The sequence below is a fragment of the Arenimonas sp. SCN 70-307 genome (assembly GCF_001724815.1).
Classification (GTDB): Bacteria; Pseudomonadota; Gammaproteobacteria; order Xanthomonadales; family Xanthomonadaceae; genus Arenimonas.
This window is the reverse complement of sequence record NZ_MEDO01000022.1, coordinates 26,881-48,981: the sequence shown is the minus strand read 5'-3', so window position 1 is coordinate 48,981 and position 22,101 is coordinate 26,881. Positions and strand designations below refer to the sequence as shown.

Here is a 22,101-nt window from a genome sequence, read left to right as displayed (position 1 = left end):
ATCAAGGTCATAAAGCGGGTGGCCTACGGCTACCGCGATGACGCCTACTTCTTCCTGAAGATCCGGGCGGCCTTCCCCGGACTTGGGTGAAGAACCATTTTTGAGGGGCTGACGGCGTTGCGAATGACTTGCGTCAAGGCGCCGCGGGCGGCCGGGCGCGAAAGTGGTGGCACGAAATCCGGAGCCACCGACATGGCCGTCGCCACCCTCCCCGCCAGCCTGCCGCTCGCCGCCGCGCCGCACCGGCTGCTGTTCTTCATCGGCGCCGCCAACGTGCTCGCCGCCATGGCCTGGTGGAGCGGCTGGCTGGCCGGCTGGGCGCCCGCCACGCCCGTGCCCGCCGGCTGGATGCACGCCTTCGTGATGCAGTACCAGGTGCTGCCGACCTTCATCTTCGGCTTCCTGCTCACCGTCTTCCCGCGCTGGATGGGCCAGGTGGAAGCGAGCCGCTGGCATTACCTGCCGGTGGGCCTGGGCCTGGTGGCCGGACAGCTGCTCACGCTCTTCTCCCTCACCACCGGCTCGGCCCTGCTGCTGCACGTCGGCGTGGTGAACACGCTCGCCGGCTGGATCGCCGCCATGGCCGTGCTGGCCGGCTGGCTGGCGCGCGACCGCAGCGGCAACTGGCACGCCCTGTCCTGCTTCGCCGGCCTGCTGATGGGCCTGGCCGGACTGCTCGCCTTCGCGGTCTACCTGCACGTTCCGGGCGAGCCGCGGCTGGCCTTCGCCATGCTCAAGATCGGCACCTTCGGCCTGCTGGTGCCCATCTACGCGACGGTGGCGCACCGCATGTTCCCCTTCTTCGCCGGCAACGTCGTGCCGGGCTACAAGCCCTGGCGACCGATGTGGCTGCTGGCCGCCTGCTGGCCGCTGTGGCTCGGCCACCTCGCGCTCGAGCTGGCGCATCTTTACCAGTGGCTGTGGCTGGTGGACCTGCCGCTGCTGGCCCTGCACGGCCTGATGGCCTGGCGCTGGTGGCCGCGCGGCAAGGCGCCGGCGCTGCTGCGGGTTCTGTTCGTCGGTTACGCCTGGCTGCCGATCGCGCTGGCCCTCTACGCCGCCCAGAGCCTGTGGTTCCTGGGCACCGGCGAATTCACGCTCGGCCGCGGGCCGGTGCACGCGGTCTCGGTGGGCTTTTTCGGCAGCCTGCTGGTGGCCATGGTCACCCGCGTCACCCAGGGCCACTCCGGCCGCCCGCTGCTGCTCGGCCGCATCCCGGCCATCGCCTTCATCGGCATGCAGGCCGTGGCGGTGCTGCGCTTGGCCTCGGAGTTCACGGCCAACCCGGCGCCCTGGTTCCTGGCCGGCGCCCTCGGCTGGGTGCTCGTATTCCTGCCCTGGGTGATTCGTTCGCTCTGGATCTACGCCACGCCGCGCGCCGACGGGCGCCCCGGCTGAGGACCCCTCGATGATCGAGTTCTACTTCCAGATCAAGCTCGTGCACATTGCCTCGGTGCTGGCCAGCGGCGGCCTGTTCGCCGTGCGCGGCGCCCTGGTGCTTGCCGGCGTGAAGTGGGCCAACCACGCCCTGCTGCGCTACACCAGCTACACCATCGACACCGTGCTGCTGACCGCGGCGCTGATGCTGCTCACCGCGCTCAAGCTCAACCCCTTCGTGGTGCCCTGGCTCAGCGTCAAGCTCGCGCTGCTGGTGGTCTACGTGGTGTTGGGCAGCCTGGCGCTCAAGCGCGCCCGCACCCGCAGGGCGCGCGCCCTGTTCTACGCGGCGGCGCTGGGCACCTTCGGCTTCATGTACTTCGTGGCCCGCACGCACCACCCGCTGGGCATCCTGCAGGGGCTGGCCGCGTGACTTCCCCGGCGATCCAGCCCTGCTTCCTCGGCCCCTACGGCGAGAACGACGCCCTGCTCGAGAAGCTGGTGGTCGAGTTCCTGCGCGACCACGTCTACTGGCGCCGCAACTTCCATCCCGAGGACCCGCCGGCCATTCCCACCGGCGCCGCCGGCGAACCGGCCTTCCGCGAGTTCGAGGCGCGGATGCGTCGCGAGCTGCACGCGCTCTCGGCCGCGCTCAAGCGTTCGGTGCCCTTCCACAGCCCGCGCTACATCGGCCACATGGTCTCCGACCTGCTGCTGCCGGGCCTGGCCGCGCAGTTCCTCACCCTGCCCTACAACCCCAACAACGTCAGCATCGACGCCGCTCCGGTGACGATCGACCTGGAGCTCAAGGTCGGCCTGCAGCTGGCGCGCCTGTTCGGCTACGTCGACGACCCGGCGCGCGAAGACTGCGCCTTCGGCCACCTCACCTCCGGCGGCACCCTGGCCAACTTCCAGGCCCTGCGCCTGGCCCTGGCCACCAAGGCTTTCCCGGTGGCGCTGCGGGCGATCGCGCCGCCGCTGGTGGCGCTGCCGGAAAGCGACTGGACGGCCTTCAACCTGGCGCCGTCGGCGGCGGTGGACCTGCTGGCGGCCTGGAACGGTTTCCTCGCCGCCTGCGCGCCGAAGGAACGGCGCCTGTGGCGCCAGCGGCTGGGCGCCGAGCGGCTCGAAACCCTGGGCCTGGCCGGTTTCCTGGCCCGGCACCCGGAGCTCTCGACCCCGCGCGTGCTGGCACCGGTCACCGCGCACTACTCGTGGTCGAAGGGCATGAAGCTGACCGGGCTGGGCCGCGCCCAGCTCGAGCTGGTGCCCGAACGCGGCATGCGCACCAACCCCGACGCGCTCGAAGACCTGCTCGCGCGCTGCCAGCGTGAACGCCAGCCGGTGCTGATGGTGGTGGGCGTGATGGGCAGCACCGAATTCGGCACCATCGACCCGCTCGATTCGCTGGTCGACGCGCGCGAGCGCTGGGCGGCCCGTGGCCTTGGCTTCTGCGTGCACGTGGACGCCGCCTGGGGCGGCTACCTCACCACCCTGTTCCGCGAGCCCGACGGCCGTCTGCGGCCGCTGGCCGCCCTGCGCGAGGAGTTCCGCGACTTCCCGGCGCCGGAAGTGCATGCCGCGGTCGCGGCGCTGGGCCGGGCGGACTCGATCACGGTCGACCCGCACAAGCTCGGCTACATCCCCTACGGCGCCGGCGCCTTCCTGTGCCGCGACCAGCGCGCCATGCAGCTGCTGGCCGAGGACGCCGACTATGTCTTCAGCCCCGGCGACGAAGGCGACTATTTCCAGCGCTTCCGCCAGCTCGGCCGCTTCATCCCCGAAGGCTCCAAGCCCGGCGCGGCCGCCGCGGCGGTGTACGTGACCCACCAGGTGCTGCCCCTCGACCACGAACACTTCGGCGCCCTGCCGCGCGAGTCGATCCTGGCGACGGAAGCCTTCCGCACCGCCGCCACGCGTTTCGCCGCGCGGCTCGAGGGCCGGCTGGTGTGCACGGTGCCCTTCGAGCCCGACTCGAACCTGATCTGCCTGGCGCTCAACCCGGCCGGCAACCGCGACGTGGCCGCCATGAACCGCTTCGTGCGCGAACTGCACCGCGGCCTGAGCTTCGACCCGCGCCTGCCGCTGCAGTCGCGCGAGTTCTTCGGCTCCATGACCACGCTGCGGCCGGAGGTGTTGGGACCGGAGGAAACCACGCGCGTGCTCGACTCGCTGGGCCTGGACCCGGCCACCCTCGACGCCGGCGGCGTCGACGACGACCGCCTGGTGATCCTGCGCCACACGCTGATGAACCCCTTCCTGCTCGACACCGGCAACGGCATCAGCTACCTCGAGCTGTACTTCGACTACCTCGAGCGCCAGGCCATGCAGCTGGTCGGCAAGGCGGCCGCGTGAGCGCCGGCCGCGCCTGGCTCAAGCAGGCCCTGGCCAGCGTGGCCCAGGAAGCCGCGCGTTCGGCCGACACCCACCTGCTGCGGCTCGACCTTCCGGCCTTCCCCGGCATCCGCTTCTACCTCAAGGACGAGGCCGCCCACCCCACCGGCAGCCTCAAGCACCGTCTCGCGCGTTCGCTCTACCTCTACGCGCTGTGCAATGGCCGGCTGCGCGAAGGCCAGGGCGCGATCGACGCCTCGTCGGGCAGCACCGCCATCTCCGAGGCCTGGTTCGCGCGCCTGCTCGATATCCGCTTCGTGGCGGTGATGCCGGACTGCACCGCGCCGGCCAAGGTGCGCCTGATCCGCTCGCTCGGCGCCGAGAGCGTGCTGGTGCCGGCAGGCGTCGACGCGAGCCAGGTGGCGCGCGAACACGCCGCCGCCAACGACCTGTGCTACCTCGACCAGTTCGGCCTGGCCGAACGCGCCACCGACTGGCGCGGCAACAACAACATCGCCGAGTCCATCCTCGAGCAGATGGCGCGCGAGGACCATCCCGAGCCGGCCTGGGTGGTCTGCGGCGCCGGCACCGGCGGAACCTCGGCCACGCTGGGCCGCTACCTTCGCTATCGCCGGCTCGACACCCGGGTGTGCGTGGCCGAACCGACCGGCGGCGCCTTCGCCGTCGGCTGGCGCACGCGTGATCCAGCGGCCCGCGCCACGCAAAAGACGCTCATCGAAGGCATCGGCAGGCCCCGCGTGGAGCCCGGCTTCCTCTACGACGTCGTGGAAACGGTGGAGGAAGTGGACGATGCAGACTCCGTCGCCGCCTGCTGGTGGCTCGAGCAGGCGCTGGGCCGTCGCTACGGCGGCAGCTCGGGCACCAACTTCATCGCCTGCCTGCGCCTGGCCGCGGCCATGCGCGAACGCGGCGAATCCGGCGCCATCGTCAGCCTGCTGTGCGACCGCGGCGAACGTTATGCCGACAGCCTGTTCGACCGCGACTGGCTGGCGCAGCGCGAAATCGACCTCGACGGCGCCCAGCGGCGGCTTGGGCAGGCGCTGGCCGCCGCATGAGCCACCACGACCTGCGCGGCTTCCTCGACGCCCTGGCCGCGCGCGGCCAGCTGCGCACGGTGGACGCGCCGGTGGACCCCGAGCTCGAGAGCACGGCCCTGTGCCGGCTGGCCCTCGAGCGCGGCGGCCCGGCGCTGCTGATGCGCAACCCGGTCGGCTCCAAGCACGCCCTGCTGGGCAACCTGTTCGGCCACCGCGAGCGCATCGAGCGCGCCATCGGCGGCCGGCCTCTGGCCTCGCTGCGCGAACTGGGCGAACTGCTGGCGGCGATCAAGGAGCCACGCTGGCCGTCGAATTTGCGCCAGGCGCTTTCCACCTGGCCCGAGCTGGCGCAGCTGGCGCACGTGGCGCCGAAAGCCACCCGCGACGCCGGCTTCAACGACATCGTGCTCGAGGGGGACGAGATCGACCTGGGCGCGCTGCCGATCCAGCGCTGCTGGCCCGGCGACGCCGGCCGGCTCATCACCTTCGGCCTGGTGGTCACCCGCGGCATCCGCCAGCCGCGCCAGAACGTGGCGATCTACCGCCAGCAGCTGATCGGTCCGAACCGCGTGATCATGCGCTGGCTGCCGCACCGCGGCGGCGCCCTGGATTTCGCCGACTTCCGCGCCGCGTTTCCGGGCAAACCCTTCCCGGTGCTGGTGGCGATCGGCGCCGACCCTGCGACGATGCTGGCCGCGGTGGCGCCGGTGCCCGACACCCTGTCGGAATACGAGTTCGCGGGCCTGCTGCGCGGTTCGCGCACGCGGGTGTGGCGCAGCGAACTGACCGGCCTCGACGCGCCCGCCGGCGCAGAGATACTGCTCGAAGGCTTCATCCACCCCGGCGACACCGCGCTCGAGGGCCCGTTCGGCGACCACACCGGGTACTACAACGCCCAGGGCGAGTTCCCGGTGTTAACGGTCGAGCGCCTGCGCCTGCGCCGCGACGCGATCTACCACGGCAGCTACATGGGCCGTGCGCCCGGCGACGAACCCTCGGTGCTGAGCTCGGCGCTCAACGAGGTATTCGTGCCGATCCTGCGCAAGGTCTTCCCCGAGGTGGTGGACTTCTTCCTGCCGCCCGAGGCCTGCTCCTACCGCATCGCCGTGGTCTCGATCCGCAAGCAGTACCCCGGCCACGCCCGGCGCATGATGATGGGCGTGTGGTCCTACCTTCGCCAGTTCACCTACACGAAGTTCGTCATCGTCACCGACGATGACATCGACGTGCGCGACTGGTCGCAGGTGCTGTGGGCGCTGTCGACCCGCGTGGACCCGGCGCGCGACAGCCTGCTGGTGGAAAACACGCCGATCGATTACCTCGATTTCTCCAGCCCGGTGCCGAACCTGGGCTCGAAGCTGGGCCTGGACGCGACCCGGAAGTGGCCGGCGGAAACCAGCCGGCCGTGGAGCGAGCCGATCGTGCCCGACCCGACGGTCGAACGCCGGGTTCAGTCGCTGTGGGAGTCGCTCCAGGCCGGGTCGTCGAACAGCCGCGGATAGTCGGCCAGGACCTGCTCGAGCGTCGCCAGGGCACCGGCATCGAAGCCGTGCTCGCGCAGGGTGGTGGCCGCGCCCAGCACGCGCGCCAGCAGCGGATGCAGGGCCGCGTCGGGTTCGGGCTCGAGCCTGCACTGGGCGAACATCGCTTCCACCGCCGACTGCAGTTCGTCGGCGATGTTGCGCACCTGCGCCTCGTCGAGGTGGCCGTGGCCGCCATGCGCCAGCGCCGTGGTCGCCGCGCGCACGCGTTGCATGCCCTGGCTCAGCGGCGCGTCGGGCGCCCAGCGCCGGGCCGGGAATCCGGCGGCGTCAGCGTGGGCGCCATGCGAATCGCCGCTGGCGTGCGCATCGTGGGCCACGCCGTGGTCCTGCGCGGCGGAGTCCTGGCCATTGGCGTGGCCGTGGTCGCCGGCCAGGGCCAGAACGCTGGGTACGAGGGCCAGGGCGAAGGCGAGGATGGCGATGTCGGTGTGCTTCATGGCGGTTCCGGGGAGGGCGGCCAGCGGCCGATGCCCCATCCTCGCCGCCCCGACCGGCCGGCGAACTGACCCAGGTCAATGACGGACCACGGCCTTGCGCCGAGCATGTGACGCACTTCCCGCAAGGAGAGCGTGATGCAACTGGTCTGCCCCGCCGGCAACCTGCCGGCCCTGCGCGCGGCGATCGACGCCGGCGCCGACGCCGTCTACGCCGGATTCCGCGACCAGACCAATGCCCGCGCCTTCCCCGGCCTGAATTTCGACGAGGCCGAGCTGCGCGCCGGCATCGCCTACGCCCACAAGCGCGGCCGCAAGGTCTACCTGGCGCTCAACACCTACCCGGAAACCTCGCGCCTGCGCGCCTGGCAGGCCGCGGTGGACCACGCCGCCGAACTGGGCTGCGACGCCATCATCGCCGCCGAGATGTCGGTGCTCGAGCACGCCCTGCGCGAGCACCCGAACCTGGCCCGCCACCTTTCGGTGCAGGGCTCGGCCACCAGCGCGCCGGCGCTGCGCTACATGCACGAACGTTTCGGCATCAGCCGCGCGGTGCTGCCGCGGGTGCTGTCGCTGCAGCAGGTCGAACGGCTGTGCGAGCGCTCGCCGGTGCCGCTGGAGGTCTTCGCCTTCGGCAGCCTTTGCATCATGGTCGAAGGCCGCTGCCAGCTGTCGAGCTATGTCACCGGCGCCTCGCCCAACCGCCACGGCGTGTGTTCGCCGGCGCGTTTCGTGCGCTGGGAGGAACACGCCGATGGCCAGCGCGGCGTGCGCCTGAACGGCCTGCTGATGGACCGTTACGCGCCGGGCGAGCCGGCCGCCTACCCGACCGTGTGCAAGGGCCGCTTCGCCGTCGGTGGCGAAACCTTCCACGCCCTCGAGGAACCCACCAGCCTCAACACACTCGAACTGCTGCCGCAGCTGGCGAAGGCCGGGGTGGCGGCGCTGAAGATCGAGGGCCGCCAGCGCGGCGTCGCCTACGTCACGGCGGTCACCCGCACCTGGCGCGAGGCCATCGACCGCCACCATGCCGACCCGGCCACCTGGCAGGCCCGCGCCGAATGGCAGCAGGCGCTGTCGGCCCACGCCGAGGGCCACCAGACCACGCTCGGCCCCTACCACCGCGCCTGGCACTGACCGCATGAAACTCAGCCTCGGACCCCTGCAGTATTTCTGGCCGCGCGAGCGCACGCTCGCCTTCTACCGCGAGGCCGCCGGCTGGCCGGTGGACGTGGTCTACCTGGGCGAAACGGTGTGCAGCAAGCGCCGCGAACTCGGCACCCGCGACTGGATCGCGCTGGCCGAGGAACTGGCCGCGGCCGGCAAGGAGGTGGTGCTGTCGAGCCTGGCGCTGGTGGAAGCGGAGTCCGAGCTCAACGCGGTGCAGCGCACGCTCGCGCACGGCGGTTTCCGGATCGAGGCCAACGACCTCACCGCGGTGCAGCTGTGCCGCGAGGCCGGCGCCGCCTTCGTGGCCGGGCCCAGCCTGAACCTGTACAACCACCGTGCGCTGGCGATGCTGATGGAAGACGGCCTTCGGCGCTGGGTTCCGGGCGTCGAGCAGGGACTGCGGCAAATCGGGGAACTGCTGGCGGCGCACGTCGCGCAGGGTCTGTCGCCACCCGAGGTCGAGGTGATCGCCTGGGGCCGGCTGCCGCTGTCGTACTCGGCGCGCTGTTTCACCGCCCGCGCCTTCGACGTGCCCAAGGACGCCTGCGGCTTCCGCTGCATCGAGCACCCGGACGGCCTGCCGCTGGCCACCCGCGAGGGCACGCCCTTCCTGCGCATCAACGGAATCCAGGTACAGGGCGAGGAAATCACCGACCTCGGCCCCGAGATCACGAGCCTGCGCCAGCTCGGCGTGGGCCTGCTGCGCCTCTACCCGCAGCACGAAGGCATGCGGGAGGTCGTCGAACATTTCGACCTCGCCCGCCGCTCCGCACTCCCGCCGCCCCGCCTCGGCGCGGTCAACGGCTACTGGCACGAACTGCCCGGCAAGCCCGGGCTGCCCGAATCCCCCCTGTAGGATGAATGGGGTCGGAGGTAATTTCCTTCAGGAAATTACCTCCGACCCCCGCCTTTCCTCACGCCGCGCCAAAGACGAGGCAGGCGTTGGTGCCGCCGAAGCCGAAGCTGTTGGACATCACCGTGCGCAGCGTGGCGTCGCGGCTTTCGCGGAGGATCGGGAAGCCCTCGGCCTGCGGATCGAGGCTGGCGACGTGGGCCGAGCCGGCCATGAAGCGATCGCGCATCATCAGCAGGCAGTAGATCGCCTCGTGCACGCTGGCGGCGCCGAGCGAGTGGCCCGAGAGCGCCTTGGTCGAGGAAATCGGCGGCATCGTGTCGCCGAAGGCCTCGCGTACCGCCCGCAGCTCGACGATATCGCCCAGCGGCGTCGAGGTGCCGTGGGTGTTGAGGTAGTCGATGGGACGGTCGAGGCCGGCCATCGCCATCTTCATGCAGCGCACCGCGCCCTCGCCCGAGGGCGCGACCATGTCGGCGCCATCGGAACTGATGCCGTAGCCCAGCAGCTCGGCGTGGATGCGGGCGCCGCGCGCCCTGGCGTGCTCGTAGTCCTCGAGCACCAGCATGCCGCCGCCGCCGGCGATGACGAAGCCGTCGCGGTCGGCGTCGTAGGGCCGCGACGCAGTGGCAGGCGTCTCGTTGTGTTTGGTGGACAGTGCGCCCATCGCGTCGAACTGCAGGCTCAGCGACCAGTGCAGCTCCTCGCCGCCGCCGGCGAACATCACGTCCTGGCGGCCGGCCCGGATCAGGTCGGCGGCCGCGCCGATGCAGTGCGCCGAGGTGGCGCAGGCGGCGGCGATGGAATAGCTGGCGCCGCGGATGCCGAAGGCCGTGGCGAGGTTGGCCGAGACCGTCGAACCCATGGTGCGCGGCACCATGTACGGCCCCACCTTGCGCACGCCGCGCTGGCGCAGCAGGTCGGCGGCTTCCACCTGCCACTGGGTCGAGCCGCCGCCGGAGCCGGCGAACAGGCCGGTGCGCTCGGAGCGCATCTGCGCGTCACCGAGCCCCGCGTCGACGATGGCGTCCTGCATGGCCACGTGCGCGAAGGCCGCGCCGTCGCCCATGAAACGCAGGGCCTTGCGGTCGATGCGTGCAGCCAGGTCGATCTCCGGCGCGCCGGAGACCTGGCTGCGCAGGCCGGCTTCGGCCGCCGCGGCGTCGAAGCGGATGCCGCTGCGGCCTTCGCGCAGCGCGGTGGAAACGGTGTCCAGCTGGTTGCCCAGGCACGAGACGATGCCCATGCCCGTGATGACGACGCGCCGCATGCTTACATGCCTTCGGTGGAGGAGAACAGGCCGACGCGCAGCTCTTCGGCGGTGTAGATCTCGCGGCCGTCCACGAGCGTGCGACCGTCGGCGATCACCATCTTCAGCCGACCGCGCACCACGCGGCGGATGTCGATTTCATAGGTGACCAGGGTGGCGCTGGGCAGCACCTGGCCGGTGAACTTCACCTGGCCCACGCCGAGCGCGCGGCCGCGGCCCGGCTCGCCCAGCCACGGCAGGAAGAAGCCGGCCAGCTGCCACATCGCATCCAGCCCGAGGCAACCCGGCATGACCGGATCGTCGGTGAAATGGCAGCCGAAGAACCAGAGGTCCGGACGGATGTCGAGCTCGGCGCGGATGAAACCCTTGCCGTGCTTGCCGCCGTTCTCGCTGATCTGCGTGATGCGGTCGAACATCAGCATCGGGTCGGAGGGCAGGCGCGCGCCGCCGGGGCCGAACATGGCGCCGCTGGCGCACTCGAGCAGCTGCGCGCGGTCGAAGGACTGGGAGATGTTCATTGATGCGGAACTCTTGGGAAAAGCGAAGTCTCGCCGCGCAATGTGCGTCATGGAGTGACGCGCATCAAGCGATTTCGCCGTACGCTGGCGTGTCGATTCCCCGGCGTATGTTGCATCTTCAGCCCGTGCAATGCGCTTCCCGCGCGGCTCGCGCGGCGCGGGAGGCGCGATTGAGCGCGATGCGCGCGGCCAGCGGAATCGACTCCCAGGGCAGCCGGTCGAGCAGGTTGCGCGCGGTCAGCCCGAGCTCCGTGTCGCCCGTGAGCTCGAGCCGGCGCTGGAAGAACAGCGTGTCCGCGTCCTCGAGCCGGCTCGCAAGCAGCAGCAGGTCCGTTGCCGTGCCGCGGACGCTCGCTTCGGCTTCGCCGTCGAGCGCGCGCAGTCGTCCCTCCTCGACGCCAAGCACCCAGCGCAAGCCGAGGTCGCGAACCTCGATGCCGATGCGACGGCCGCACAGGAATCCGAGCTCGCCGTCCTGCAGCGGCCCTGAGAGCAGTTGCGCGACCACGCGCTCGAGCAGGGCGCGCTGCCATGCGGCGGGCACGCGCGCGACCAGCGGCGCCCAGCGATGCGGCGGCGGGAACCAGCGCAGCAAGCGGCCCGCGTTCGAATGGCCCATCGTCACTCCCGGATGTGTGTTGGCGGAAGCAGTGCCATCGCCGCCCGCCGCTGCGGTGGCGGCAAGCCCCTGTACGCGCCGGCCGTCCTCGATAAGGAGCGCCAGCTGCCCGCGCACCAGCGCCGGGGGCAGGCCCAGGTGCCTGGCGAGCCGGTCACCGCGGGCGAGGACCGCCTGCTCGCGGGCCGCATCGCCCGCCGGCAAGCCATGGCGGCGCTTGACCGCCGACAGCCCGCCCACCAACCGGCGCCGGCCGGCCAGCAGCAGGAGCATCGCGTCATCCAGGCCATCAATGCCTTTGCGCAGCAGCGCCACGGCCCGCGGAAGCTGGGTCATCGTGCCTCCTCCCGGCGCCAGGATCGGCGCCGGGGCCATTGGAGCCGCGCGGGACCCCGGTCGCACTGACCTGAGTCAACCGGGCGCGGCGCGGCTCAGAAATCCAGCGTGACGCCCAGGCTCGCGCCGCGCGCCGGGCGCGAATAGAAGGCGATATTGCTGGCGTTGGCAGGCACGCCGCGCAGCGCCGACCAGTCCCAGGCGGTGCGGTCGCCGAGGTTGAACACCGAGAGGTTCAGGCGCAGGTTCTCGCGCAGGCTGGCCCAGGCGTGCAGGTCCCACTGCGAATAGCCCGGCGGCAGGAACAGCGCGCCCGCCGACTGGTCGGCGCGGGTGACGGCGCGCACGCCGGTCAGGCGCAGCTCGCTGCCCCAGCGCCCGTCGGCCGACTCGAAGCCCGCCGCCAGGCTGGCGCGCGCCGGCGGCACCGAGTTCAGCGGCAGGTCGCGCGAGGTGTCCTCGCCGCGCGCCCAGGAGGCCACGCCGTCGAGGTACCAGCCCTCGGCCCGCTCCGACAGCGAAGCCAGCCACCAGCGCCCCTCGAGCTCGACGCCGCGGATGCGCGCACGATCCCGGTTGATGGACTGGAACACCAGCTGGCCGCTCGAATTGAGCCCGCGGTTGGCGCGCGACTCGATCAGGTCGCGGTAGCGGTTGTCGTACACCGCCAGCGTGCCCTTGACGTGCTCGCCGTTCCAGCGCATGCCCAGCTCCAGGCCGGCGCTGCGCTCGGGCTTGAGGTCCGGGTTGGGCAGCGCGACGTAGTTGAACGTGGGCAGGTTCAGGCCGATGTTGACGTCGCCGAAGGGCGGCGCCCGGAAGCCGCGCGCGTACTGCGCGTACAGGCCCAGCCGGCCGCTGGTCCAGCGCAGGCCCAGCTTGGGCGTGAACTGCTCGCTGTCGAGCGACACCGGCGCCACGCCGGGGTTGTCGGCGGTCCACAGCGCATCGGGTCGCGCCCGCAGGCGGTAGCTCTCCCAGCGCAGGCCGGGCACCAGCGCCCAGGACCCGCCGAAGCGGATTTCGTCCTGCCAGAACAGACCCAGCTCGTCGGCGCGGGTGTTGGGGAAGTCGCGCAGCGGCAGCACCTCGCCCAGGATCACGTTGCTGGTGGCGCCGGTGGCGAGGTTGGTCTCCAGGCCGTCGCGGAAGCCGCGGTACTCGTGCCTGGCGAAGTCCACGCCGAACACCTGCCAGTGCCCGGCGCCCAGGAATTCGCCGCGCCACTGGCCATTGAGCTCCAGGCCCGTGCTGTCCTGCTCGAACAGGAAGCGACGCGTGCGCAGCGACTGGAAGGGCGTGGCGCGGTCGGGCAGGCGGAACTGCTCGCTGTACTGGTCGGTGGCGCTTTCCTGGCGCCAGGCCAGCAGCCGCACCGGGCCCAGTGCGCCCACGCTGGCCCACTCGGCGCCGAGGCTGGCGCGGGTGCGCTCGTAGCGATCGTCGCCGAACAGCGCATAGGTGGTGGCGAAGCGGCCCGGGCCGAACAACTGCGACTGCACGTCGGTCTCGCGACGGCCTTCGCCCCGCTCGACGATGGCGCTCCACTGGCCGGCACTGCCGGCGTCGAGCGACAGGCGCAGCAGGGCGCTGTCGTTGCGGTAATCGGCCGGGTTGGCGAAGTGGGCGGGGTCCTGCGCGCCATTCTTCATTTCATTGCCTTCGCGGCGGCCCAACGACACCAGCCCCGACAGGCGGCCGTCGCCGCCGCGCGCCAGCAGGCGCCCCGACAGCCAGCGCGCGTCGTCGCGGCTGCCCAGGCCGGCGCGGGCCTGGCCCTGCAGGCGTTCGTCGCCCTGCCAGTCGGCCTCGGCCGGGTCCGGCGTCCAGTAGGCCACCACGCCGGCCAGGGCCTTGCTGCCGTGCAGCGTCGAGGCCGGGCCGCGCAGCACTTCGACGCGATCGACGATGCCCAGTTCGACCAGGTCGCGCCCGGCCAGCGCGAACTGGCCCACGCCGAAGCCATCGGGCAGGGGCACGCCGTCGAGCTTGATGCCCACGCGGTTGCCATCCAGGCCGCGCAGGTTGAAGCCCTGCGCGCCGAAGCGATTGGCGTCGGTGCCCACGTCCACGCCCGGCAGCAGGCGCGCCAGGTCTTCGATGCCCTGCACGCCGCGCCGGTCCATGGCTTCGCGGTCGACGCGACTCACCGCGCCGACCACCTGCCTGAGCGGTTCCGCGCTGCGGCTGCCGACGACCACCACGGCATCGAGCGTTCGCAGCGTGTCGCCTTCGGTTCCGGCCGAAGCCCCCACGGCGGCGAGCGCGAGGTAAATGGGAATGAGTGTCATGTCCGGTTCCTGGATTGATGCGCGCACCGTACTTGAGCCCGTGGCGCGGGCGATTTGACGCTGGTCAATCGCAGCGCCGCGGATGCACGCAATCCTCGCTTCGCTTGATGCAGGTCAGGGGCGCCCCTCGGGGCCGGGAACAAGCTTCACCCGACGGCGGGCCACCGCCGATGACGCGTAAAACCACCCACGGGGAAACACCATGAAAAGAACACTTGTCAGCACCGCCCTCGCCTTCGCGCTTGGCGCCGGCGCCGTCGCGGCCCATGCGGCCGACGGCGACGTGGTGAACGAGCGTGTCCCGAAAACAGACGCCCAGGCGGGCGAAGCGGCCTATCTCGCCAATTGCGCCGCCTGCCACCAGGCCGACGGCTCCGGCCTGGCCGGCGCCTTCCCGCCGCTGAAGGACTCGGACTGGATCAAGAAGGACCCGCAGGCCGCCCTGCAGGCCGTGCTCGCCGGGTTGAGCGGCAAGATCACCGTCAACGGCAACGAGTACAACGCCGTGATGCCGGCGATGAGCCACCTCTCCGACGCCGACATCGCCGCCCTGCTCAACCACGTGATGGCTGAGTTCGACAACGGCGACACCCGCTTCAATGCCGCCCAGGTGGCCGCCGCGCGCAAGGACATCGCCGGCGCCAGCGACCCGGCCCAGGGCGAGGCCCACCCGGGCACCTCGCAGGCCGTCGCCGCCTACAAGGGCGCGCCGTCCACGCTGGCCGCGGCCGACGTCAAGACCGTCCGCACCCCGGGCGCGCCCGACATGACCGAGGCCGAGTTCGCCGAGGCCACCGACATCTTCTTCCAGCGCTGCGCCGGCTGCCACGGCGTGCTGCGCAAGGGCGCCACCGGCAAGCCGCTCACGCCCGACCTGACCCAGGCCAAGGGCACCGACTACCTGCGCGCGCTGATCAACTTCGGCTCGCCGGGCGGCATGCCCAACTTCGGCACCGGCGGCGAGCTCACCACCGCCCAGGTGGACCTGATGGCCCGCTTCCTGCAGCACACCCCGCCCAGCCCGCCGGAATGGGGCATGGCCGAGATGCGCAACAGCTGGAAGGTGCTGGTGCCGGTCGAGCAGCGCCCGACCCGGAAGATGAACAAGTACAACCTCGACAACGTCTTCTCGGTCACGCTGCGCGACTCGGGCGAGATCGCCCTGATCGACGGCGACACCAAGAAGATCATCAACATCATCAAGACCGGCTACGCCGTGCACATCTCCCGCGTCTCGCACTCGGGCCGCTACGTCTACACGATCGGCCGCGACGGCAAGATCGACCTGATCGACATGTGGATGGCCAAGCCCGACCGCGTCGCCGAGATCAAGATCGGCCTCGAGGCGCGCTCGGTCGAGACCTCCAAGTACAAGGGCTTCGAGGACAAGCTGGCGATCGCCGGCGCCTACTGGCCGCCGCAGTACGTGATCATGGACGGCCCGAGCCTGGAGCCGCTGAAGATCGTCTCCACCCGCGGCATGACGGTCGACACCCAGGAGTACCACCCAGAGCCGCGCGTGGCCGCCATCGTCGGCAGCCACAAGCACCCTGAGTTCATCGTCAACGTGAAGGAAACCGGCCGCATCCTGCTGGTGGACTACAGCGACATCGACAACCTCAAGGTCACCACGCTCGACGCCGCGCGCTTCCTGCACGACGGCGGCTGGGACGTGTCCAAGCGCTACTTCCTGACCGCGGCCAACCAGAGCGACAAGATCGCGGTGGTCGACTCCCAGGAACAGCGCATGGTGGGCCTGATCGACGTCGAGAAGATCCCGCACCCGGGTCGCGGCGCCAACTTCGTGCACCCGAAGTTCGGCCCGGTCTGGGGCACGTCGGCCCTGGGCAACGCCAACATCACCCTGATCGGCACGGACCCGGAGAAGCATCCGGACCACGCCTGGAAGGTGGTCGAGATCCTGCAGGGCCAGGGCGGCGGCTCGCTGTTCATCAAGACCCACCCGAAGTCCACGAACCTGTGGGTGGACTCGCCGCTCAACCCGGACGAGAAGGTGGCGCAGTCGGTGGCCGTGTTCAACATCAACGACCTCGACGCGGGTTACACCGTGCTGCCGATCGCCGAGTGGGCGAACCTGGGCGAAGGCCCGAAGCGCGTGGTGCAGCCCGAGTACAACGCGGCCGGCGACGAGGTCTGGTTCTCGGTCTGGAACGGCAAGGACCAGCGCTCCGCCCTGGTGGTGGTCGACGACAAGACCCTCAAGCTCAAGGCGGTGCTCGACGATGCCCGCCTGATCACGCCGACCGGCAAGTTCAACATCAACAACACGGTCAACGACGTCTACTGACGGCCGCGACCGGCGCAACGAAAAGGGCCCCGCATCCGCGGGGCCCTTTTGTTGGAGGGCCTTCGGGCCCGACCGGAAAATCGGGCCTGAAGGCCCTCCCACATAATTACCCCCCAAGCTCAGGGCCAGCTGCGCTCGACCTGCAGCCAGAGCTTGCGGGTGTCGCGGGCGAATCCGTCGCTGCGGTAGTCGGCCAGTTTCAACAGGCCCGAGAAGCCCGCTGGCAGCGGGAAGGACAGCGAGGCGTTCCACTCCCGGCCGTAGTCGGCGCTGCCGAGGTCGGCTTGGTAGTCGTGGAAGGCCAGCGTCCACCCCAGCTTGCCGTCGAGCCGGCCGCTGCCGAACTTGCCCGCGGCCGAGGCGTAGCGGTCGTCCAGGCCATTGGCCGGGGTCACCAGGAACTTGTCGGCCCAGCCGTTGAAGGCATGCAGGGTCGCCAGCGGCGTCTGGAAGGCCGCGCTACCGCCGCCGCCCAGGCGCTCGAAGCCCAGCTTCCAGGTCAGCCCACCGGCGGTGAGCGAAGGTTCGAACAGCACGTAGTCGGCGTCCACCCGCAGTGGGTTGCCGGCGTAGTCGCGCTGCTTGGCGTATTCCAGCGTCCAGCCCGCGCTGGCCTTACCAAGCGCACGCTGGCCCGTGTAGCGCAGGCCCAGGGTGCGGGTCGAGCCGGTGGCGAGGTCCTGGTCGTCGAGCCAATAGCCGTAGCCGACCAGGGAACCGGCCGCGCCGGTCCAGGCCAGGTTGGCCAGATGGGCGTTGACGTCGCGCTCGCGCGCCAGCGGGTCGATTGCCTCGTCGGAAAACACCCGGTGCACGCGGTCGAGCCAGGCGTAACGCAGCACGAGCCCGTCGCGCAGGGTGGCGTCGGCCGACAGCGCGTCGTAGGTCTGTTCGTTCTGGCGCCAGCCGACGTTGCCGACGAAGCGCTGGTTGTCGAGCACGATCCGCTGGCGGCCGAACGTGGCCCCGCCGTGCTCGCCGCGCCAGCGCAGCCAGGCCTGGTTGAGCTCGAACGAGCCGGGGTCGGCGACCACCGGGAAAGCCACGCGGCCGTTGGCGGTGGAGTTGAAATGTGAATCGGCTGCGGCCACGGCCTCCAGTTCGGCGCCGGCGCTCCAGCCGTGCGCGAAATCGTGGGCGTAGCCCAGGCGCAGGCGAAGGGTGTCGGCGGAGGCGTCGCGCGTGAAGGCATCGTCCGAAACGGCTTCGTGGCGGTAGCGCAGGCTCGCGCTCCAGCCCTCGGCCGCCGCGACGGCCGGCTGCAGCGCCAGGGCCAGTGCCAGTGCCAGTGCAAGGCAGTTCCTGGGTTTCATGGTGGGATTCCAAGCAAGGCCCGGATCGGGTCGCGCGCAGCCTGCGCGGGGGCCGCGCACGGCGCCCTGAGCCACGTCAAGGCGGCTGCGAATTTCTCGCGGGCTTCACATTGCCCGGGGAGGGAGGCAGACTACACGGGCACGACCCCGCTTGACGTGCATCAGGGACGAATGCGCGCCGTCGCATGAAGCTGTCACCAAGGTTGCATCGCAACTTCCAGCCCGGAGACCTGATCATGAAGCGCCCGTTGTTGCTCGCCGTTTCCATCGCCGCCGCCCTGGCCCTCGCCGGCTGCCGCGACAACCCCAATGCCAACCTCGACGCCCACGAAGCGGTGGCGGCCAAGCGTGCCGCAGGCGCCGCCGACACCGGCGGCTCGCGCAAGGGCGACTTCGGCCCGCCCCAGGGCGAGATGATCGAGGCCGTGCTGACCGCGCCGCCGCACGTGCCGCCGCCGACCAACCGCGACTACCCGGCCAAGGTGAAGGTCACGCTGGAAGTGCGCGAAGTGGACATGGAGATCGCCGAGGGCGTCACCTATACCTTCTGGACCTTCGGCGGCACCGTGCCCGGCAGCTTCATCCGCGTGCGCCAGGGCGACACGGTGGAGTTCCACCTGCACAACCACCCCGACTCGAAGATGCCGCACAACATCGACCTGCACGGCGTCACCGGCCCCGGTGGCGGCGCCAGCTCGACGTTCACGGCGCCGGGCCACGGCTCGCAGTTCACCTTCAAGGCGCTCAACGCCGGCCTCTACGTCTACCACTGCGCCACCGCGCCGGTGGGCATGCACGTGGCCAACGGCATGTACGGCCTGATCCTGGTCGAGCCGCCCGAGGGCATGCCGCCGGTGGACAAGGAGTTCTACGTGATGCAGGGCGACTTCTACACCACCACCAAGTACCGCGAGAAGGGCTATGCGCCCTTCGACATGCAGCGGGCGATCGACGAGAACGCCACCTACGTGCTGTTCAACGGCTCGGAGACCGCGCTCACCGGCGACGGCGCGCTCAAGGCCAGCGTCGGCGAGAACGTGCGCCTGTACGTGGGCAACGGCGGCCCGAACCTGGTGTCGAGCTTCCACGTGATCGGCGAGATCTTCGACAAGGTCTGGTACGAAGGCGGCACCCGCTACCAGGAGAACGTGCAGACCACGCTGATCCCGGCCGGCGGCGCCATGATCGCCGACTTCCACCTCGAGGTGCCGGGCAGCTACGTGCTGGTCGACCACTCGATCTTCCGCGCCTTCAACAAGGGCGCCCTCGGCATCCTCCAGGTCGACGGCGAGGAGGACAAGTCGATCTACTCGGGCAAGGAAGTCGACCATGTCTACCTGGGCGACAAGGCCGCCAGCATGCAGCCGGTGGCCACCGCCGCCGCGGCCGCCGCCTCGGGCACGCTGACGCTGGAAGACCAGGTCGCCGCCGGCAAGGCGCTGTTTGCCGGCACCTGCTCGACCTGCCACGGCATCGAGGGCGCCGGCATGCCGGGCGTGTTCCCGCCGCTGGCCGAGTCCGACTGGATGACCCGCTCGCACGCCGAGCTGGCCGCCATCGTGCTCAACGGCCTGGCCGGCCCGATCAAGGTCAACGGCCAGGACTACAACTCGGTGATGCCGCCGATGAGCCAGCTCACCGACGACGAGGTGGCCAACATCCTCACCTACACGCTCAACAGCTGGGGCAACCCGGGTGGCCGCGTGAGCAAGGAGGAAGTGGCCAAGGTGCGGGCCACCACCGAGCGCGGCGAAGGCGCGGCGCACTGAGATGCGCGCCGCGGCCGCCCTGCTGCTGGCCCTGCTGCCCGTCGCCGGCCTCGCCGCCGGGGACGCCGGCTGGGCCCGGCTGCCGGGCGGCGAATTCCGCTCGGTGCTCAAGTACGAGGACACCGGCGGCGTGGTGAAGGTGGCGCCGTTCGAGCTGCAGCGCACGCCGGTCAGCAACGGCCAGTTCCTGGCCTTCGTGCGCGAGCACCCGGAATGGCGGCGCGACCAGGTCGCGCCGCTGTTCGCCGAGCAGCGCTACCTGCAGCACTGGGCCGGCCCGCTCGACCTGGGCCAGGCCGGCGCCGACCAGCCGGTGACCCACGTCAGCTGGTTCGCGGCCCAGGCCTACTGCGAAGCCCAGGGCGGCCGCCTGCCGACTTGGTCGGAGTGGGAGTTCGCCGCCGCGGCCGACGAAACCCGCGCCGACGCCCGCCAGGACCCCGCCTGGCGCGAGCGCATCCTGGCCTGGTACTCGCGCCCCTCCAACCAGCCGCTGCCGGCGGTGGGCCAGGGCCCGGCCGACGTCAACGGCGTCAGGGACCTGCACGGCCTGGTCTGGGAATGGGTGGACGATTACGCCGCCATGCTGGTCTCGGCCGACAACCGCGAGCAGGGCGACCCCGACAGGCTGCGCTTCTGCGGCGCCGGCGCCCTGTCGATGGACGACCGCGAGAACTACGCGGTGATGATGCGCGTGGCCATGCTCTCGGCGCTCGAGGGCAACGACACCACCGCCAACCTCGGGCTGCGCTGCGCGCGCGACCCGGCCGGAGCCCCCCGATGAAAGCCTGGCACCTGCTGCTGGCCCTGCTGCTCGCCCTGCCCGCCGCCGCTTCGGAGCTGCCGGGCGAGTCGATCTACCGCCTGGCCGACACCTACACCGACCAGGCCGGCCGCGATTTCGCCCTCGCCGAGGGCCGCGGCGAGGTGCGCCTGGTGGCGATGTTCTACACCTCCTGCCGCTACGTCTGCCCGCTGATCGTCGACAGCGCCAAGGGCGTCGAACACGCGCTCGCCCCCGAAGAGCGCGCGCGCCTGCACGTGCTGCTGGTCAGCCTCGACCCGGACCGCGATGATCCGGCCGCGCTCAAGTCGGTGTTCGACAAGCGCCGCCTGCCCGCCGACCGCTGGACCCTGGCCCGCACCGAGGCCCCGGGCGTCCGCCGCCTGGCCGCCGTGCTGGGCATCCGCTACCGGCCGCTGGCCGACGGCGAGTTCAACCACACCTCGGCCCTGGTGCTGCTCGATCGCGAGGGCCGCGTGCTCGCACGCACCGAGACGCTGGGCGCCAAGCCCGACCCGGCCTTCCTGGCCGCCGTGAAGGCGGCGCTGGCCGCGCCCGGGGCCTGACGGAAAGCGGCTCCGCCGGCAAGCACGCCGGCGCGCAAGGGGAATTGACGCGGGTCAAGCCGGCCCGCGGGCGGCTTGGCCATAATCGCGCCACGACTACGGGGAATACCGATGACGCTCGACAACAAGGCGGAAACCTACAACGACAAGGTCGTGATGCAGTTCGCCATCATGACCGTGGTCTGGGGCGTGGTGGGCATGCTGGTGGGCGTGATCATCGCCGCCCAGCTCTACTGGCCGGCCCTGAACTTCGACCTGCCCTGGTTCAGCTTCGGCCGCCTGCGCCCGCTGCACACCAACGCGGTGATCTTCGCCTTCGGCGGCTGCGCCCTGTTCGCCACCAGCCTGTACGTGGTGCAGCGCACCTGCCACGTGCGGCTGATCAGCGACAAACTGGCCGCCTTCGTGTTCTGGGGCTGGCAGCTGGTGATCGTGGCCGCGGCCATCACCCTGCCGCTGGGTTACACCCAGTCCAAGGAATACGCCGAACTGGCCTGGCCCATCGACGTGCTGATCACCGTCGTCTGGGTGGCCTACGGCTGGCTCTTCTTCGGCACGATCGCCAAGCGCCGCGTCAAGCACATCTTCGTGGCCAACTGGTTCTACGGCGCCTACATCATCGCGGTGGCCCTGCTGCACGTGGTCAACTCGCTGGCGATGCCGGCGGGCCTGTGGCACAGCTACCCGGTCTACTCCGGCGCCGTCGACGCGATGGTGCAGTGGTGGTACGGCCACAACGCGGTCGGTTTCTTCCTGACCGCCGGCTTCCTGGGCATGATGTATTACTTCGTGCCGCGCCAAGCCAACCGGCCGATCTACAGCTACCGCCTGTCGATCGTGCACTTCTGGGCCCTGATCGCCATCTACATGTGGGCCGGCCCGCACCACCTGCACTACACCGCCATCCCCGACTGGGCCCAGAGCCTGGGCATGGTGTTCTCGCTGGTGCTGCTGGCGCCGAGCTGGGGCGGCGCGATCAACGGCATCATGACCCTCTCGGGCGCCTGGCATAAGTTGCGCACCGACCCGATCCTCAAGTTCCTCATCGTCGCCATCTCGTTCTACATGATGAGCACCTTCGAGGGGCCGATGATGTCGATCAAGACGGTCAACGCGCTCAGCCACTACACCGACTGGACCATCGGCCACGTGCATTCCGGCGCCCTGGGCTGGGTGGCGATGATCTCGATCGGCTCGATCTACATGCTCATACCGCGCTGCGTCGGCCTGAAGGAAATGGCCAGCACCCGCATGATCGACTGGCACTTCTGGATCCACACCATCGGCGTGGTGCTCTACACGGTCGCCATGTGGATCGCCGGCATCTACCAGGGCCTGATGGCGCGCGCCGCCAACCCCGACGGCACGCTGACCTACGCCTTCGCCGAAATCGTCGAGTTCAACTACCCCTACTACCTGGTGCGGCTGCTCGCGGGCCTGCTGGTGATCGCCGGCATGGGGATCATGTGCGTCAACACCTGGCAGACGCTGCGCCTGGCCCGGGGCCGGGCCGAGAACCCGGTGCTGCCGCCGGCCACCGAAGCCCACGCCTGAGGA

18 protein-coding genes are annotated in these 22,101 nt (G+C 70.7%); 12 read left to right on the top strand and 6 right to left on the bottom strand.

Annotated features, from left to right (window positions below; translation table 11 throughout):
• Positions 1–192 precede the first annotated feature (192 nt).
• From ABS41_RS11785 to ABS41_RS11765, 5 genes are read left to right on the top strand one after another with little or no spacing between them, the layout of a single operon-like run.
• Positions 193–1,398 carry an NnrS family protein gene (locus tag ABS41_RS11785; protein ID WP_290594628.1) on the top strand — a complete coding sequence of 402 codons (1,206 nt, stop codon included), beginning with the start codon at positions 193–195 and terminating at the stop codon, positions 1,396–1,398.
• 10 nt (positions 1,399–1,408) lie between these two features.
• Positions 1,409–1,810 carry a SirB2 family protein gene (locus tag ABS41_RS11780; RefSeq protein WP_290594627.1) on the top strand — a complete coding sequence of 134 codons (402 nt, stop codon included), beginning with the start codon at positions 1,409–1,411 and terminating at the stop codon, positions 1,808–1,810.
• The gene (locus tag ABS41_RS11775; RefSeq protein ID WP_290594626.1) at positions 1,807–3,732 is read left to right on the top strand and encodes a pyridoxal-dependent decarboxylase; all 1,926 of its coding nucleotides are present in this window, start codon (positions 1,807–1,809) and stop codon (positions 3,730–3,732) included. Before ABS41_RS11780 ends, ABS41_RS11775 begins: the two co-directional genes overlap by 4 nt.
• Positions 3,729–4,787 carry a PLP-dependent cysteine synthase family protein gene (locus ABS41_RS11770; RefSeq protein ID WP_290594624.1) on the top strand — a complete coding sequence of 353 codons (1,059 nt, stop codon included), beginning with the start codon at positions 3,729–3,731 and terminating at the stop codon, positions 4,785–4,787. Before ABS41_RS11775 ends, ABS41_RS11770 begins: the two co-directional genes overlap by 4 nt.
• Positions 4,784–6,271, top strand: a complete 1,488-nt coding sequence (locus tag ABS41_RS11765; RefSeq protein WP_290594623.1) for a UbiD family decarboxylase — start codon at positions 4,784–4,786, stop codon at positions 6,269–6,271. Before ABS41_RS11770 ends, ABS41_RS11765 begins: the two co-directional genes overlap by 4 nt.
• On the opposite strand, the gene ABS41_RS11760 is transcribed toward ABS41_RS11765, so the two are convergent.
• Complete coding sequence (locus ABS41_RS11760) at positions 6,220–6,750, bottom strand: DnrO protein (protein ID WP_290594622.1); 531 nt, start codon at positions 6,748–6,750, stop codon at positions 6,220–6,222. The genes ABS41_RS11765 and ABS41_RS11760 overlap by 52 nt on opposite strands.
• Before the next feature lie 135 nt (positions 6,751–6,885).
• On the opposite strand from ABS41_RS11760, the gene ABS41_RS11755 reads away from it, so the two are divergent.
• Together ABS41_RS11755 and ABS41_RS11750 are read left to right on the top strand one after the other, a co-directional pair.
• Complete coding sequence (locus ABS41_RS11755; protein WP_290594621.1) at positions 6,886–7,884, top strand: peptidase U32 family protein; 999 nt, start codon at positions 6,886–6,888, stop codon at positions 7,882–7,884.
• Between the two features lie 4 nt (positions 7,885–7,888).
• Positions 7,889–8,773 (top strand): U32 family peptidase, encoded by an 885-nt coding sequence (locus ABS41_RS11750; RefSeq protein WP_290594620.1) that lies wholly within the window; start codon positions 7,889–7,891, stop codon positions 8,771–8,773.
• 58 nt (positions 8,774–8,831) lie between these two features.
• On the opposite strand, the gene fabB is transcribed toward ABS41_RS11750, so the two are convergent.
• From fabB to ABS41_RS11730, 4 genes are all read right to left on the bottom strand, one after another.
• Positions 8,832–10,040 carry a beta-ketoacyl-ACP synthase I gene (gene fabB / locus ABS41_RS11745; protein WP_290594618.1) on the bottom strand — a complete coding sequence of 403 codons (1,209 nt, stop codon included), beginning with the start codon at positions 10,038–10,040 and terminating at the stop codon, positions 8,832–8,834.
• A 2-nt stretch (positions 10,041–10,042) separates the two neighbouring features.
• Positions 10,043–10,558, bottom strand: a complete 516-nt coding sequence (gene fabA / locus ABS41_RS11740) for a 3-hydroxyacyl-[acyl-carrier-protein] dehydratase FabA (protein WP_290594617.1) — start codon at positions 10,556–10,558, stop codon at positions 10,043–10,045.
• A gap of 118 nt (positions 10,559–10,676) precedes the next feature.
• The gene (locus tag ABS41_RS11735) at positions 10,677–11,513 is read right to left on the bottom strand and encodes an SCP2 sterol-binding domain-containing protein (protein ID WP_290594616.1); all 837 of its coding nucleotides are present in this window, start codon (positions 11,511–11,513) and stop codon (positions 10,677–10,679) included.
• Between the two features lie 95 nt (positions 11,514–11,608).
• Positions 11,609–13,804, bottom strand: a complete 2,196-nt coding sequence (locus ABS41_RS11730) for a TonB-dependent receptor (protein ID WP_290594615.1) — start codon at positions 13,802–13,804, stop codon at positions 11,609–11,611.
• A 202-nt stretch (positions 13,805–14,006) separates the two neighbouring features.
• Between ABS41_RS11730 and ABS41_RS11725 the strand changes: the two genes are divergently transcribed.
• Positions 14,007–16,112, top strand: coding sequence for a cytochrome D1 domain-containing protein (locus ABS41_RS11725; RefSeq protein ID WP_290594614.1), 2,106 nt, complete (start codon positions 14,007–14,009; stop codon positions 16,110–16,112).
• A gap of 119 nt (positions 16,113–16,231) precedes the next feature.
• Here the strand turns inward: ABS41_RS11725 and ABS41_RS11720 are convergent, their stop codons facing one another.
• Positions 16,232–17,425, bottom strand: coding sequence for an alginate export family protein (locus ABS41_RS11720; RefSeq protein WP_290594613.1), 1,194 nt, complete (start codon positions 17,423–17,425; stop codon positions 16,232–16,234).
• Positions 17,426–17,661: 236 nt separating this feature from the next.
• Here ABS41_RS11720 and nirK point away from each other — a divergent pair, with 236 nt between their 5' ends.
• The 4 genes from nirK (at position 17,662) to ccoN (ending at position 22,098) form a co-directional block, all read left to right on the top strand.
• Positions 17,662–19,194 carry a copper-containing nitrite reductase gene (gene nirK, locus ABS41_RS11715; RefSeq protein ID WP_290594612.1) on the top strand — a complete coding sequence of 511 codons (1,533 nt, stop codon included), beginning with the start codon at positions 17,662–17,664 and terminating at the stop codon, positions 19,192–19,194.
• Position 19,195: 1 nt separating this feature from the next.
• Positions 19,196–19,978 (top strand): formylglycine-generating enzyme family protein, encoded by a 783-nt coding sequence (locus ABS41_RS11710; protein WP_290594611.1) that lies wholly within the window; start codon positions 19,196–19,198, stop codon positions 19,976–19,978.
• Complete coding sequence (locus ABS41_RS11705) at positions 19,975–20,544, top strand: SCO family protein (RefSeq protein ID WP_290594610.1); 570 nt, start codon at positions 19,975–19,977, stop codon at positions 20,542–20,544. The genes ABS41_RS11710 and ABS41_RS11705 overlap by 4 nt, the downstream gene beginning before the upstream one ends.
• Before the next feature lie 111 nt (positions 20,545–20,655).
• Entirely contained in the window at positions 20,656–22,098 is a 1,443-nt protein-coding gene (ccoN, locus tag ABS41_RS11700; protein ID WP_290594609.1) for a cytochrome-c oxidase, cbb3-type subunit I, read from the top strand.
• Positions 22,099–22,101: the final 3 nt, after the last annotated feature.